Here is a 13960-nt window from a genome sequence, read left to right on the forward strand (position 1 = left end):
TCGCAGGGGGAGGAGCAGAGCAAATTCCCTCTCACATTCAGGAGCAGGGACTACAATTCCAGAGCAATTAACTCTTCCACCGTCTGCCTGCGACGAATCAACCGCGGCACGCCATTCTCAAATAACACTTCCGGCAGCAGAGGACGGGTGTTGTAGTTCGATGACATCGATGCGCCGTACGCGCCGGTATCGTGGAACACCAGATAATCGCCGATGTGTACCGGCGGCAGCGGGAAGGTTTCCACTCCGCCGCCTGCCTGCTGGGTAAACACGTCACCGGATTCGCACAAAGGACCGGCGATCACGGAATCCGTCAGCGGTTGTCCGCTCACCTCGCGGCCATCGGCCGGTAACAGCGAAATATGGTGATAGCTGCCGTACATCGCCGGACGCATCAGGTCGTTAAAACCTGCATCACACAGCACAAAGTGACGGCTGCCCATGTCTTTCACCGCACGGATTTGCGCCACCAGCACGCCGGATTCTGCCACCAGGAAACGCCCCGGCTCGATCTCCAGTTTAATCTCGTGCCCCAGATGCGCAGCGATTTGCTCACGCGCCCGGTTCCACAGGCCAAAATAGTGGCCGGTATCAATGGATTCTTCTTCAAAATGATACGGGATCGACAGACCACCACCGGCTGAAATCGCTTCAATATCTTGTCCGGTTTCAATCACCTGACGCACCATCGCATCGCAAACCTGCTCAAGATGGCCGTAATCCACGCCGGAACCGATATGCATATGAATACCCACCAGTTTCAGGCCGTAACGGGCGATTTCTGCCAGCGCCTGTGGCAAATCGGCATACCAGATCCCGTGTTTGCTGTTTTCACCGCCGGTGTTGGTTTTCTGGCTGTGTCCGTGACCGAAGCCCGGATTGACGCGCAGCCACACCGGATGCCCGGCTTTATGCTGACCAATCTGACTGAGCATGTCGATGGAACCAGCGTTCACCGGAATATCCAGCGCCGTCACGCGTTCCAGCGTCGGCTGATCCAGCACGTCTGCGGTGAACACAATCTCACTGTCTTCGCGGCCCGGAATAAAACCGGCCACCAGCGCACGTTCAATCTCGCCCAGCGAAACAGAATCGACCTTCACGCCCTGCTCGCGCATCAGACGCAGAATATGAATGTTGGAACAGGCTTTTTGTGCAAAACGGACGACGTCAAACTGACGCAACTGCGCGATGCGCGCTTTAATAATCTCCGCATCATACGCCCACACAGGGCAGCCAAATTGTTGCGGCAGAGCCAGTAAGTTCGCGGCATTAAGCGCGGTAGACATATCGTTCAGGGCGCGTGGCATAAGATTTTCCGTCAGGTGAATTCAGTCATATTTCCCTCAGTATGCCGCGTAACAATCTGGCGATAAAATATCTATTTCAGGCCAGTCTATTCATTTATGATATGGATAAATCACGCCGTTTACCGGATAAACCATGCCTGCGATTTCCCTGCGCCATATCGAAATTTTTCATGCGGTAATGACCACCGGCAATCTGACTGAAGCTGCCGCGCTGCTCAATACCTCACAGCCGACAGTCAGCCGCGAACTGGCACGCTGCGAAAAGCTGCTGAATTTGCAATTATTCGAACGCCTGCGCGGGCGTTTATATCCTACCGTTCAGGGTCTGCGGCTGTTTGAGGAAGTGCAGCGCTCGTATTACGGGCTGGACAGGATCATCAGCGCGGCGGAAGGGATCCGCCAGTTCGAGCAGGCACAGCTCTCAATCGCCTGCCTGCCGGTGTTCAGTCAGTCACTGCTGCCTGCGGTGTGTAAACCGTTCCTCGACCGTTACCCTGACGTCAGTTTCAATATTGTGCCGCAGGAATCGCCGCTGCTTGAAGAATGGCTGTCTGCGCAGCGCCATGATTTAGGGCTGACGGAAAATACCCAGACGCCTGCCGGAACCGAGCGTCAGACGCTGCTGACGCTGAACGAAGTGTGCGTACTGCCTGCCGGACATCCTCTGGCTGAAAAATCACGACTCACACCACAAGATTTCAACGGCCTGAATTATATCAGCCTGTCGGCGACTGACAGTTACCGGCAACTGCTGGATACTTTATTTACGGAACAACAGGTTACGCGACGACTGGTGATGGAAACCCACAGTGCGGCGTCGGTGTGCAGCATGGTGCGCGAAGGCGCGGGCGTGTCGATTGTCAATCCGCTGACCGCGCTGGACTATTCTGTTAAAAACAGCAAGAGCGGCTCTGTTAAAAACAGCGAGAACGGCGTCGTATTACGGGAATTCAGCATTGCCGTACCCTTCACCGTCAGCCTGATCCGCCCGCTGCACCGTCCCGCTTCCGCACTGGTAGACACATTTATCGAACACTGCCATCAGCAGGCGCAACGCTTTGCCGATCGCCTTGAAGCCGCGCTGACTCGCTGAACAAAAACAAAAAAGGCCACGCCGGATATTTTCCGCGTGGCCTTTTATCTTCTCAATGTACTGAGTTACGCGACGGCTTTTTCCGCTTTCTTCGCCGCACGGCGGAAAGTGATCACACACAGCACGAAGCCGATGGCGCCCAGTCCGCCCGCCGCCAGCGGCACGGTGCTCAGCCCCATTCCGCGTTCAATGACCGCACCGCCAACCCACGCGCCCAGCGCGTTGCCGACGTTAAAGGCGGCAATGTTCAGCGTGGAAACCAGATTCGGCGCATTTTTACCGTAAGTCACGACGTTAACCTGGAGCGCCGGCACCGCAGCAAAGTTTACCATCGCCCAGATAAACAGCGTGATTTCGGCGGCCACCAGATGCACGCTGGTGTAGCTGAACAGCACGGAGAATATGGCGATCATCAGGAACGTCATGGTCAGCGAGATGCCCAGACGCCAGTCGGCCAGACGTCCGCCCAGCACGTTACCGATGGTCAGACCGAGGCCAATCAGCAGCAGCGTCCAGCTGACGCCGTGCTCAGATACGCCGGTGATTTGCGTCAGGATCGGCGCGATATAGGTAAACAGCGCAAACATCGCCGCCGCAAAGAAAATGGTGATCGACAGCGACAGCCACAAACCAAGGCTGCCCAGCGCACGGATTTCCTTGCGCAGATCGGTCGGTTCTTCTTCTTTCTTATCCGGCAGCTTTTTATACAGCGCAAACAGCGACGCCACACCAATCACGGCCACTACCCAGAATGTTGAACGCCAGCCGAAAGCCTGCCCGAGCGCGGTACCGAGCGGAACACCCAGCACGTTAGCCAGCGTCAGGCCGGTAAACATCAGCGCCACCGCTGAAGCACGGCGGTTAGGTGCCACCAGACTTGCCGCCACTACCGCGCCAATCCCGAAGAAGGCACCGTGACACAGCGCGGTAATGACACGCGACAGCATCAGGAAACCGTAGCTATAGGAAAGCGCACACATTACGTTGCCAATAATAAAGATGCTCATCAGCAGCAGCAGGGTTTTCTTGCGCGGCAGTTTTGCCGTCAGTACGGCCATGATCGGCGCGCCGATCGCCACGCCCAGTGCGTATCCGCTGATTAACCAGCCTGCAGAAGGAATACTGACATTCAGATCCCCCGCCACGTTGGGGAGCAGCCCCATAATGACAAATTCGGTGGTACCGATGGCAAACGCGCTGAGCGCCAGTGCCAGGAGTGCGACAGGCATAAAAACTCCGGATATTTTTAGTTATGAGTAAAGGCTCCGGTATGACACCGGACTGGCTTAAATACCACGTTGATCACACTTTTGACCAGACGCAGTCTGTGCCCTTGCTGCCTGAGAAACATCCGTTTTGAGGATTAATCTTTACATAACAATACATTGCAGAAAGTGCGGCGAAAGCGCAAAAGGAACCGATTCCAGTGATTTATTTCCCCCGTCAGCTCAGCGCTTTTCTTCTTTCAGCGAAATCCAGCGCGGATTCCCTTTAAACCACTCCACCAGAAAATCGAGCAGCGCACGCAACGCCTTTGGCATTTGCCGTCGTGATGCATAAATCGCATAAATCCCCATTTCCTGAGGCTGCCACTGTTCAAGTAACGGAACCAGTTGCCCGCTGGCAATCAGCGGCGCTGCCGAGTAATAAGGCTGCATGACAATCCCCGCGCCTTCCACCGCGCCGGTCAGCAGTACCAGCGATTCATTGGCGCTAAGATTGCCGCTCACCGGGATCGCCACCTGCTCGCCCTGCCGTTCAAATTGCCACAGGCTTTTGCCGAAATACGTGTACGTCAGACAATTATGCACCGCCAGATCCTGCGGATGTTGCGGCGTGCCCTGCGCGGCGAGATAAGCCGGCGATGCGCACACCACGGAAGGACACAGCGCCAGCGGCCGGGCGATCAGATTCGGATCCAGATCGTTAGTAATACGCAGCGCCAGATCGATACGGTCTTCGACCAGATTGATCGCCCGGCTTTCCAGCTGAAGATCGATACTGACCTGCGGGTGTCGCCGCAAAAACTCGGTGACCGCAATCACCACCGCGCCCTGCCCGAACGATTGTGAACAACTCAGGCGCAGCAAACCGCGCAGCGCTTCATCGCCGGTGTCCGCGACGCTTGCCATTTCCGCCGCCACCGACAACATTTTCCGGCAACGCGCCAGCGTATTTTCACCCGCATCCGTCAGGCTGAGTTTGCGGGTAGAACGGTGCAGCAGGCGCGCGCCCGACCACTTTTCCATCTCCGACAGATAACGCGTCACCATCGCCCGCGACATATTTAGCGACTCGGCAGCATTGATCATGCTTCCCCGTTCAACGATGGCAACAAACACTTGTGCAGCGGTAATTCTGTCCATGATTCGTCCGGTTTATGCAACAAACAGTTGCGCATTATCCGGTTTTTCCCGCGGATTATGCAACGTACAGTAGAGTCTTACTGAATGTGATTATAAATGCCCCTGAGGAAACCCCATGCAACTGAAACATCTGACTCTGATCGCCGCCCTGCTGGGCAGCAGCCTTTCCGCTCACGCCGCCAGCGCGCTGAAAATGGAGGTGTATAACCCGGGTGAAAACAGCATTTTCCCGGTGTCCTCTGAAATCATCACCGGCGAAAAAGAAGCGGTACTGATCGACGCGCAGTTCCAGCGCAATGACGCTGAAAAGCTGGTGGAGATGATTAAAGCGACCGGCAAGAAACTGACCACCGTGTACATCAGCCAGTCAGATCCTGATTTCTACTTCGGGCTGGACGTGATCCGTGCCGCGTTCCCGCAAGCGAAAGTGATAGCCACGCAGGCAACGGTGAATCAGATCAATGCGACTAAAGACGGCAAAGTCGCATTCTGGGGGCCACAACTGAAGGACAACGCGCCAAAATCCGTCACTACGCCAGAGCCGCTGAAGGGCAATGAATTCACGCTCGAAGGCCATAAATTTGAAATTCAGGGCGTAGATACAGAACGTACGTTCGTGTGGATCCCGTCATTAAAAGCGGTGGTCGGTGGCGTGCTGGTAAATGGCGACAACATGCACGTCTGGACCGCAGATACGCAGACGCCGACATCGCGTAAACAGTGGGTGGAAGCACTGGATGAAATCACCGGCCTGAAACCGGACGTCGTGGTGCCGGGACATTTCCTGCCAGGTGCGCCAAAAACGCTGGAATCGGTGAAATTCACCCGCCAGTACCTGCTGACACTGGAAAAAGAATTACCAAAAGCGAAAGATTCCGCGGCGCTTATCACTGCGATGAAAAAACATTATCCGCAGCTTAAAGATGATTCGTCATTAGAACTGAGCGCGAAAGTATTGAAGGGCGAAATGAAGTGGCCGCAATAAATATAGATAACGAATAACGGATGTATTACGACGGCAGAGAATATTCTGCCGTTATTTTATTTTAAGAAATCTGAGAAACTGAGCATCAAGTAAAATCATACAGTTATAAATTAACTTTCTAAAAAAACTTGCCATCACTTTCCCCTTCACTCTCAATGCATTAATAAATCATTGAATAGTAAAAAACAGCATAATAAAATCCTGCCGCCCCACCAAAAAAGGTCAACATCTTCTGCTATTCCGTCAGAGGATGAACCTTATCTAATTAATAAAGGATTATTATGAACTGGTATTTAAAGGCATTAAAAAACTACGCTAATTTTTCTGGTCGCGCCCGGCGCAGAGAATATTGGTGGTTCGTGTTATTCAATATTCTTATTTCAATTGGCGTGAGCATTATTGCCATGATGTTTGGTGATGAATATTTAACGTCTTTGCTTTACTCATTATTCATTTTCCTTCCCAGCCTGTCATTAGCCGTACGTCGTAATCACGATGCAGGATACAGCGGCTGGTGGGTGCTGTGTCCGGTCTTCAATCTGATCCTGATGTTCTTCCAAAGCGATCCAGAGGATAACTGCTTCGGCCCTTATGTGGTTGAGCCACAGGCGTAGACCCTCAAGATATCTTGCGCCAGGTGCAATAAATCATCCATTTATGATAAAGGGTGTTGCGCCTTACGCAACACCCTTTATACTGTTGCGTAAGGCGCAACACGCAGGATGCATCCAATGATTAAGGATTTCAAACACAAAGGCCTGAGTCGATTTTTCACATCCGGTTCGACTGCCGGGATCAACGCTGAACATGCTAAGAAACTCAGGCTCAGACTTGCCACGCTTCACGCAGCACAGGTTATAAATGACATTGACCGGCCCGGCTATCTGTTACATTCCCTGCAGGGTTCCCGTAAGGGAGAATGGTCAATAACGGTTTCTGGCAACTGGCGTCTTACCTTTGAATTTATTGATGGAAATGCTTATATCGTCAATTACGAGGATTATCACTGATGAACATGCATAACCCCCCTCATCCCGGCGAACTGATTGCAGAAACGCTTGAAGAACTGAATGTCAGCGTGCGTGAATTTTCCCGTGCCCTGCAAATTGCCCCTTCTACTGCGCAGCGTATTGTGAGCGGGAAAATGGCAGTAACGCCGGAAATGGCAGTGAAACTGGCAGCAGTATTAGGCAGTTCGGCCGAATACTGGCTTAAACTGCAGGCAAATCGTAGTTTATGGATTGCGGAACAAACTGTTGATGTCAGCGGATTACACCGGCTGGCGATGACATTAAAACCCGCCTGAGGCGGGTTAGTTATAATGAGCAAAACTTACTGCGTCACCCGTACAAATCCGCCTTCGGCCTGAACGTTATGGCCGAAACCGCAGTCACCGGTGGTATGCAGTTTCACGTTCTGCGGGTCGAAATTCATGTCTACGCTGCACTCGCCGCCACCGGCAGAGGCATCGTCGACTTCGTGGTAAATCGCGTGATTGTCTTTGATTGCCGTCACCACCGAAAACTCGCCGGTATTCGGGCCGTAGTACAACGACATCTGTCCCATGTATAAGCCGCTGAAATCGATTTTGAACTGCGCTTCTTCGCCTTTCACTTCCAGGATATTCCAGCTGCCAAAACCGGCATATTGCCAGTAAATGCCCGCCGGACTTTGTGCCTGTGGCATTGCAGCGAGTTTCGGCTGGATCAGACCCAGGTTGTATTGTGATTTTTTGTCAGCAGGCGCCAGCATCAGCCAGGCTTTGGCTTTCAGATAATCGCCCTGCTTAATGTAGGTCAGCGCGATGTTGTTGTAAGCCGTCGCAATCTGATCCTGCGGCTTGTGGCAAAACTCGCTCCATGCGACCTGATTGCGGAAAATTTCCCGCGCTTTGCCCATGTCGCCCTGCTGATACGCGACTTTTCCGGCAGCAGCATAAATGCCTGCTTTTACGCAATCAGCATCAATATCAGGTTCATCAATCTGAGCAAACGCCTGAACACTGGCAAAACATCCTGCCACCAGCAGTAAATTCACTGCGACTTTCATCAAACATCCTTCTACTTTTGTGGTCTACAGAGCTTCGTGCTGGAAAAACATCCTTACAAGTGGTTCATTGCCCTATCGCACTGAGACACTCATTCTGGGATGATTGGCTTCACAACATATCGATTACACATGGCTATTATGACTAAAAAACCTGGGAAATCGGCGCAATGGGGCGCCGTCTGGCAGTTAATTAAGCCTTACTGGCGTTCGGAAGAAAAGTGGCGAGCCTGGGGCATGTTGACCACTATCATCATCCTTTCGCTGGCTGGCGTGTACCTCAGCGTGCAGTTTAACGAATGGAACCGCGTTTTCTATGACGCGCTGCAAAACAGAAACTATCCGGTTTTCAAAGCCCAGCTGTGGAAATTTACCTGGCTGGCGCTGCTGTTTATCGTGATTGCCATCTACCGGGTTTATCTGACGCAAGGCCTGCAAATGAGCTGGCGGCGCTGGATGACCGAAGAGTATATGGAGAAGTGGCTGACCAATCACGCCTATTATTACACGGAGTATCAGCATCAGGTGGATAACCCCGATCAGCGTATTTCAGATGACCTGAATGCCCTGACCAGCGGGACACTTTCTCTGGTGCTCGGGCTGCTGTCGAGCGTGGTGACGCTGTTCTCGTTCGTGTTTATTTTGTGGTCGATCAGTGGTCCGCTGAACTTCATGCTGGCAGGGCATCACTTTGAAATTCCGGGCTACATGCTGTGGTTCGCGCTGCTTTATGCCGCTGTGGGCTCCTTCATTATCTGGTATATCGGTAAGCCGCTGGTAAAACTCGGGTTTAATCAGGAATGGTTCGAGGCAAACTTCCGTTTTGGCCTGATCCGTATCCGCGAAAACAGCGATGCGATTGCCCTGTATCACGGTGAGAAAAACGAGCACGACCAGCTGACGGGCAAGTTTGAATCCATCAAAACCAACTGGTGGTCAATCATGCGCGTCACCCGTCGCCTGAACGTCGCGACCAACTTTTATGCGCAGTTTGCCAATATCTTCCCGATTCTGGTGGCCTCGCCGCGCTATTTCGCCGGTGCCATTCAGATGGGTGCGCTGATGCAAATCGCCTCTGCGTTCGGTCAGGTACAGGGCGCGTTATCCTGGTTTATCGATGCCTTCACCGATCTGGCCAACTGGAAAGCGACGGTTAACCGTCTTGCCGGTTTCAATGCCGCTATCGATCAGGTGAATGCGCAACCACGTGGGATCAAAGTCGGCCAGAGCAGCGAACATGCCCTGCAACTCGACAAGCTGACACTGAATCTGCCGAACGGTAATCCGCTGTTCTGTGATGTTTCCGCATCAATGAAGCCGGGTGAGCGCGTGCTGATTGCCGGTCCTTCTGGTTGTGGTAAATCGACCCTGCTGCGCGCCATCGCCGGTATCTGGCCTTACGGTTCAGGCAATATCGCGCTGGCGGAAGGGAAGCGTTATCTGTTCCTGCCGCAGCGCAGTTATATCCCGATTGGTACCTTGCGTGATGCGCTGAGTTACCCTGACGCCAGCCGCGAATATACCGATGAACGCCTGCAACAGGTTCTGGAACAATGCCGCCTGCCGCATCTGGCCTCGGTTGAAATCCTCGATGATTACGCCAACTGGAGCCAGCGCCTGTCGCCGGGTGAACAACAGCGGTTGTCATTCGCCCGCGCCCTGCTGATCCAGCCGGATACGCTGTTCCTCGACGAAGCGACCAGCGCGCTGGATGACGAAACCGAGCAACAGGTTTACTCTCTCCTGCTCAGCGAGTTGCCGCAGACATCGGTTATCAGTGTGGCGCACCGTAATACCGTGGCGAAATACCATCAGCATTGCTGGCGGTTCAAAAATCAGGAAAACGGTCCGTGTGGATTTACCTCCAGCGCACTGCTGCCTGAGTAACGCCTGAGACGCCACTGCGAAGTGGCTGAAAACGAACAAAGGTTGCTGATATCAGCAACCTTTCTTTTTTGTGTGCTGAAACCCATTTTGAACAGAATATCAGCAATGCGGTTAGCTCATTTGTATAGCTAACTATACAATTATTCTTAAGTGAAGAACCGGAGGTCAGGCTTAATGAAAATAGATAAGAACTCATTCACCCCGCTTTACCTGCAAATTGAGCAGCAACTGACCGAAAAAATCAGCGCGGGTGAAATCAAACCGGGCGACTCCATCCCGACCGAAGCGGCGCTCTGCGAAATCTACGGAGTGTCACGCATGACCGCACGAAAAGCCGTCGATTATCTGGTGCGTCAGGGCCGTGTGGCGCGTTTTCGTGGCCGCGGTAACTTTGTGGTCGAACCGGCTGAGCAGCAGAAAATCATCCTGCCGCTTGACCGCCATCTCACCGCCAGTGAAGTCGCCCAGGAAAATAATCAGCGGATTGAAAATCAGGTGCTGGAATTTCGGCGCATGCCAGCCAGTGAAGACATCGCCCGCGAGCTGAATATCCCGGACGGTACGGAAGTTTATTTTATGATCCGCCTGCGTTTATTAGGCGATGAACCCTTCGTCTATGAACAGTGCTGGATGCTGTGCGACCGCTTCCCGGACATCACGCGTGCCGCCATGACATCTTCAAAATATGCCTATATCCGTTCCAAAGGTTTTCAGCCAGCAGGCAGCACCAAACTGATTTCCGCCGAACTGCCCTCTAACGAAATCCGCCTCGCGCTGAATTTGTCACGCGACCAGCCGGTTCTGCATTCTCATGCCATTGTCTCATTCACCGACGACACGCTGTTTGAGGTGTCTGATGTGTATTACAACCAGAAAAACTATGCCTTCAGCGTCCATGCCAAAGTCAAAAGTTAGCCGCCGTCAGGCAATGCCCGACAACTCAGCCTTCACCAGATTAGCCACCTGCTCAACCTGCGGGCCATAAATCACATGCACGTCCGTGTCGGTGATGCGTTTGACGCCTGCCGCGCCGGTTTTCATTAGCGTCCCGTCCTGCACCTGCGCCATGTCTTTGACCTTCACGCGCAGACGGGTAAAGCAGCAATCGACCGCCGTAATATTCCCCTCGCCGCCCAGTCCGATAATGATATTTTTGGTTTTCTCGCCGGTTCCCTGCGCAGGCTTCGCGCGTTCTTCAGCATCGTTTTCATCCTCGCGCCCCGGCGTTTTGATCTGCATCCGCAAGATAACCCAGCGGAAACTGAAGTAGTAAACCGGCGCGTAGATGATCCCGAGGATCAGCGGATACCACCAGTGCGTTTTACTGCCACCGAGAACACCGAAGATCAGGAAGTCGATCGCCCCGCCCTGTACGTTACCGATCATCACATGCAGCATCTGCATCAGCACAAATGACAGACCGGTCAGCACGGCGTGCAGGATATACAGTACCGGCGAAACGAAGATGAAGCAGAACTCCAGCGGCTCAGTGATCCCGGTGGTAAACGAAGCCAGTCCGCCCGCCAGCATCAGCGCTTTTACACGGCCTTTATGCTCCGGTCTGGCGCAGTGATACATCGCCAGCGCCGCCGCCGGTAAACCAAACATCATCACCGGAATTTTCCCCTGCGCCAGGAAACGCGTCGCCTGCTGCGTCACCGCATCGGGGATCATGCCGGGATTAGCCAGCGCGGCATTAAAGATATTCAGCGCGCCGACAATGCTCTGATTATCCACCGTCGTCACGCCGCCAATTGGTGTGAAACGTACGGTTTCGTTGATGATGTGATGCAAACCGGTCGGGATCAGCAAACGCTCCGACGTGGCATAGATAAAGGTGCCGATCTCACCGGTGCGCCCGATCAGTTCACCGATCCACTGGATCCCCATGGCAATCGTTGGCCAGATCAGCGACATCAGCACGCCGACAATCGGCAGCACCAAAATGGTGATGATCGGCACGAAACGGCGTCCGCCAAAAAACGCGATCGCCGTCGGCAACACAATCGTATAAAAGCGATTGTGCAGCCACATGGTGATTAAGCCGACCAGCACCCCGCCCAGCACGCTCATGTTGTAGGTGAAAATCCCCAGCGTATTGGTGAACTCGGCAGCGTAAATCATCGCATCGCTTTCGGTCATGCCTTTGGCCATGAGTTTGGCGACCGTAATGGTTTCCGGCGTAATCCCCTGCGCCAGCAGGCTGTAGTTAACACCGACGTGCAACCCGACAAAGCCGATCACTGCGGAAAAAGCCGCTGTGGCTTTCTCTGCATTGGCCAGACCCATCGCAGTGGCGACGGCAAAAAATAGCGGAAGATTGGCGAACAATGCGCCGGATACCTGGCGAATAAACCCAATCACCAGTTGCAGGGTTTTCATCTGCGTGAAGGCTTCACCGGTGACGGCAGGATTCTGCAACGCCGCCGCCAGACCTAAGAAAATCCCGGCGGCGGCAATCACCGAGATAGGCGTCATCAGGGCCTTGCCCAGATCATGCACCTTGCTGCCAAGTTTTATCATCTGTCGTCCCTCAGTTAGCTGGCTAAAAATAAGCCGTTAATTGAGTTAAGTCACAGAATGTATAGTTGTATAGACATAGCAGTCAGGAGTATGAAAGGGATCACAGTTTTGCCGCGGAAAAACGGATTGGTGCAGCAGGCAAAAAAAAGCCCACATCGGACTGTGGGCGCGGGGGTTGCGACTGGCCGTCGTTCAGAACGGCTGGCAACAAGCAAATGTGAGAACTGCTCGCTCTCGGCCCTTAAGGTAACGGCAGTTGCCGCGATCCTTCAGCCTTTTCTGGTAAGCAGCGGGTTAAAATGTATAAATTTGTTTGATCTGCATCACACTTTCCTAACCACCAACAATTCATTCACTTTTAGAATATTTAACTGGTTATCATTCTTAAGAACTATCAATTAGTTTGCTAAGTAACGACTTTCCTGTCATTTACCACTGCACAAAAAGTTTAAAACCTTATAATTTCAATGGATTATACAGCAACATTTTCTTCATACTTAGAAACATCGACTCATGGGTAATGACAATATCCTTACACAGCGAACTCTGGCGCTCTCGTATAGTGGAGGACTTGTTGAGAATGGTTATTCTCAATTCCCCAATAAGAGTGAATTCTATGCGCCTGAAGTTTCTTTCTGTCAGTACAGTCGTACTGCTTTCCGCATGTGATGGTTCCGCCGGTTCTGCATCCCCGGCGGCACAGGTGCCTGCGGTTAATGTCGTCACTTTACACAGTCAGCCCGTCGCCCTGACCACCAGCCTGCCCGGTCGTACCACGGCGGTTCGCAGCGCGGAAGTCCGCCCGCAGGTGAACGGCGTGATCCAAAAACGTCTGTTCGTTGAAGGCAGTGAAGTCAAAGCCGGTCAGCAGCTTTATCAGATTGATCCTTCGACCTATCAGGCCGCATTTGATCGCGCGATGGCAACCTGGAAAAGCGCCGATGCCACCGCCCGCCGCTACAAACCGCTGGTCGATGCGCAAGCCGTCAGCCGCCAGCAATATGACGATGCAGTCGCCGCCGAGCGCGAAGCCGCAGCAGATGTCGAAACCGCCCGCGTAAATCTGCAATACACCAAAGTGTACGCGCCGATTTCCGGCCACATCGGCCGCTCGCTGTATACCGAAGGGGCGCTGGTGACCAGCGGCCAGACCGCGTATCTGACCACTATCGATCAGCTCAATCCTATCTATGTCGACGTCAATGAATCCTCGCAGGATTTACTGAGACTGCGCCGTGCGCTGGCTTCCGGCAAATTGCAAAGTGCCGGTGATAACGCCGCGCAGGCCACGCTGACGCTGGAAGATGGCAGCAAATATGCGCTGCCGGGCAAGCTGGAATTCTCTGAAGTCACCGTGTCGCAAAGCACCGGTTCCGTCACCCTGCGCGCCTCGTTCCCGAACCCACACGACGAACTGCTGCCGGGCATGTTTGTCCATGCCCAGCTGCAACAAGGCATTGATGACAAAGGTATTCTGGTGCCACAGGAAGCCATCATGCATGACGTGAAAGGTGCGCCATATGTGTACGTGGTGAAAGCCGATAACACGGTTGAGCAGCGTTCCGTCACCACCGGTCAGATGATGAACGGTAACTGGCTGGTGAATCAGGGTCTGAATGACGGCGACAAAGTGATCACTGACGGATTACAGAACGTCAGGCCGGGCGCCAAAGTGAATGCCACCGAGCGCAAAGCCAGTGCCCCTGCCGAACAGGCTAATCTCGCGATGACCGATCCTTCCGCGCAATAG

The 13960-nt window shown here is 53.3% G+C and carries 13 protein-coding genes; 8 read left to right on the forward strand and 5 right to left on the reverse strand.

Going from position 1 to position 13960, the window contains the following annotated elements:
• Positions 1–50 precede the first annotated feature (50 nt).
• The gene (lysA, locus tag ACM615_RS14385; RefSeq protein ID WP_113877583.1) at positions 51–1310 is read right to left on the reverse strand and encodes a diaminopimelate decarboxylase; all 1260 of its coding nucleotides are present in this window, start codon (positions 1308–1310) and stop codon (positions 51–53) included.
• 133 nt (positions 1311–1443) lie between these two features.
• Here lysA and ACM615_RS14390 point away from each other — a divergent pair, with 133 nt between their 5' ends.
• Positions 1444–2403, forward strand: coding sequence for a LysR family transcriptional regulator (locus ACM615_RS14390; RefSeq protein WP_129638913.1), 960 nt, complete (start codon positions 1444–1446; stop codon positions 2401–2403).
• A gap of 65 nt (positions 2404–2468) precedes the next feature.
• Here ACM615_RS14390 and ACM615_RS14395 read toward each other — a convergent pair whose 3' ends face one another.
• Together ACM615_RS14395 and ACM615_RS14400 are read right to left on the reverse strand one after the other, a co-directional pair.
• Entirely contained in the window at positions 2469–3632 is a 1164-nt protein-coding gene (locus tag ACM615_RS14395; RefSeq protein WP_112291965.1) for an MFS transporter, read from the reverse strand.
• A gap of 219 nt (positions 3633–3851) precedes the next feature.
• The gene (locus ACM615_RS14400; protein ID WP_120163080.1) at positions 3852–4769 is read right to left on the reverse strand and encodes a LysR family transcriptional regulator; all 918 of its coding nucleotides are present in this window, start codon (positions 4767–4769) and stop codon (positions 3852–3854) included.
• Positions 4770–4884: 115 nt separating this feature from the next.
• On the opposite strand from ACM615_RS14400, the gene ACM615_RS14405 reads away from it, so the two are divergent.
• The 4 genes from ACM615_RS14405 to ACM615_RS14420 all read left to right on the forward strand — a co-directional run bounded on the left by ACM615_RS14405 (position 4885) and on the right by ACM615_RS14420 (position 7060).
• The gene (locus tag ACM615_RS14405; protein ID WP_129638912.1) at positions 4885–5754 is read left to right on the forward strand and encodes an MBL fold metallo-hydrolase; all 870 of its coding nucleotides are present in this window, start codon (positions 4885–4887) and stop codon (positions 5752–5754) included.
• A gap of 281 nt (positions 5755–6035) precedes the next feature.
• Positions 6036–6368, forward strand: coding sequence for a DUF805 domain-containing protein (locus ACM615_RS14410; protein WP_132967298.1), 333 nt, complete (start codon positions 6036–6038; stop codon positions 6366–6368).
• 117 nt (positions 6369–6485) lie between these two features.
• On the forward strand, positions 6486–6764 hold the full coding sequence (locus ACM615_RS14415) for a type II toxin-antitoxin system RelE/ParE family toxin (protein ID WP_112291959.1): 279 nt from the start codon (positions 6486–6488) through the stop codon (positions 6762–6764).
• Positions 6764–7060: a HigA family addiction module antitoxin gene (locus ACM615_RS14420; protein WP_112291957.1), complete on the forward strand. Its 297-nt coding sequence runs from the start codon at positions 6764–6766 to the stop codon at positions 7058–7060. Before ACM615_RS14415 ends, ACM615_RS14420 begins: the two co-directional genes overlap by 1 nt.
• 26 nt (positions 7061–7086) lie before the next feature.
• Here ACM615_RS14420 and ACM615_RS14425 read toward each other — a convergent pair whose 3' ends face one another.
• On the reverse strand, positions 7087–7803 hold the full coding sequence (locus ACM615_RS14425; protein WP_113877577.1) for a tetratricopeptide repeat protein: 717 nt from the start codon (positions 7801–7803) through the stop codon (positions 7087–7089).
• A gap of 129 nt (positions 7804–7932) precedes the next feature.
• On the opposite strand from ACM615_RS14425, the gene ACM615_RS14430 reads away from it, so the two are divergent.
• Both ACM615_RS14430 and ACM615_RS14435 read left to right on the forward strand, forming a co-directional pair.
• Entirely contained in the window at positions 7933–9687 is a 1755-nt protein-coding gene (locus ACM615_RS14430) for an ABC transporter ATP-binding protein/permease (protein ID WP_129638908.1), read from the forward strand.
• 174 nt (positions 9688–9861) lie between these two features.
• Positions 9862–10602 (forward strand): GntR family transcriptional regulator, encoded by a 741-nt coding sequence (locus ACM615_RS14435; protein WP_431012075.1) that lies wholly within the window; start codon positions 9862–9864, stop codon positions 10600–10602.
• Between the two features lie 6 nt (positions 10603–10608).
• On the opposite strand, the gene ACM615_RS14440 is transcribed toward ACM615_RS14435, so the two are convergent.
• Positions 10609–12210, reverse strand: coding sequence for a PTS transporter subunit EIIC (locus ACM615_RS14440; RefSeq protein WP_112290355.1), 1602 nt, complete (start codon positions 12208–12210; stop codon positions 10609–10611).
• Positions 12211–12826: 616 nt separating this feature from the next.
• Between ACM615_RS14440 and ACM615_RS14445 the strand changes: the two genes are divergently transcribed.
• Positions 12827–13960, forward strand: coding sequence for an efflux RND transporter periplasmic adaptor subunit (locus ACM615_RS14445; protein ID WP_113877574.1), 1134 nt, complete (start codon positions 12827–12829; stop codon positions 13958–13960).

Source organism: Rahnella sp. PAMC25617 (assembly GCF_050606005.1).
GTDB classification, from domain to species: Bacteria; Pseudomonadota; Gammaproteobacteria; order Enterobacterales; family Enterobacteriaceae; genus Rahnella; species Rahnella variigena.

Excerpts from the sequence above, each read along its gene's own strand:
- ACM615_RS14405 (WP_129638912.1), top strand. The coding sequence starts at position 4,885 with ATGCAACTGAAACATCTGACTCTGATCGCCGCCCTGCTGGGCAGCAGC.
- lysA (WP_113877583.1), bottom strand. The coding sequence starts at position 1,310 with ATGCCACGCGCCCTGAACGATATGTCTACCGCGCTTAATGCCGCGAAC.
- ACM615_RS14425 (WP_113877577.1), bottom strand. The coding sequence starts at position 7,803 with ATGAAAGTCGCAGTGAATTTACTGCTGGTGGCAGGATGTTTTGCCAGT.
- ACM615_RS14400 (WP_120163080.1), bottom strand. The coding sequence starts at position 4,769 with ATGGACAGAATTACCGCTGCACAAGTGTTTGTTGCCATCGTTGAACGG.
- ACM615_RS14390 (WP_129638913.1), top strand. The coding sequence starts at position 1,444 with ATGCCTGCGATTTCCCTGCGCCATATCGAAATTTTTCATGCGGTAATG.
- ACM615_RS14430 (WP_129638908.1), top strand. The coding sequence starts at position 7,933 with ATGGCTATTATGACTAAAAAACCTGGGAAATCGGCGCAATGGGGCGCC.
- ACM615_RS14415 (WP_112291959.1), top strand. The coding sequence starts at position 6,486 with ATGATTAAGGATTTCAAACACAAAGGCCTGAGTCGATTTTTCACATCC.
- ACM615_RS14440 (WP_112290355.1), bottom strand. The coding sequence starts at position 12,210 with ATGATAAAACTTGGCAGCAAGGTGCATGATCTGGGCAAGGCCCTGATG.
- ACM615_RS14395 (WP_112291965.1), bottom strand. The coding sequence starts at position 3,632 with ATGCCTGTCGCACTCCTGGCACTGGCGCTCAGCGCGTTTGCCATCGGT.
- ACM615_RS14420 (WP_112291957.1), top strand. The coding sequence starts at position 6,764 with ATGAACATGCATAACCCCCCTCATCCCGGCGAACTGATTGCAGAAACG.
- ACM615_RS14410 (WP_132967298.1), top strand. The coding sequence starts at position 6,036 with ATGAACTGGTATTTAAAGGCATTAAAAAACTACGCTAATTTTTCTGGT.
- ACM615_RS14445 (WP_113877574.1), top strand. The coding sequence starts at position 12,827 with ATGCGCCTGAAGTTTCTTTCTGTCAGTACAGTCGTACTGCTTTCCGCA.
- ACM615_RS14435 (WP_431012075.1), top strand. The coding sequence starts at position 9,862 with ATGAAAATAGATAAGAACTCATTCACCCCGCTTTACCTGCAAATTGAG.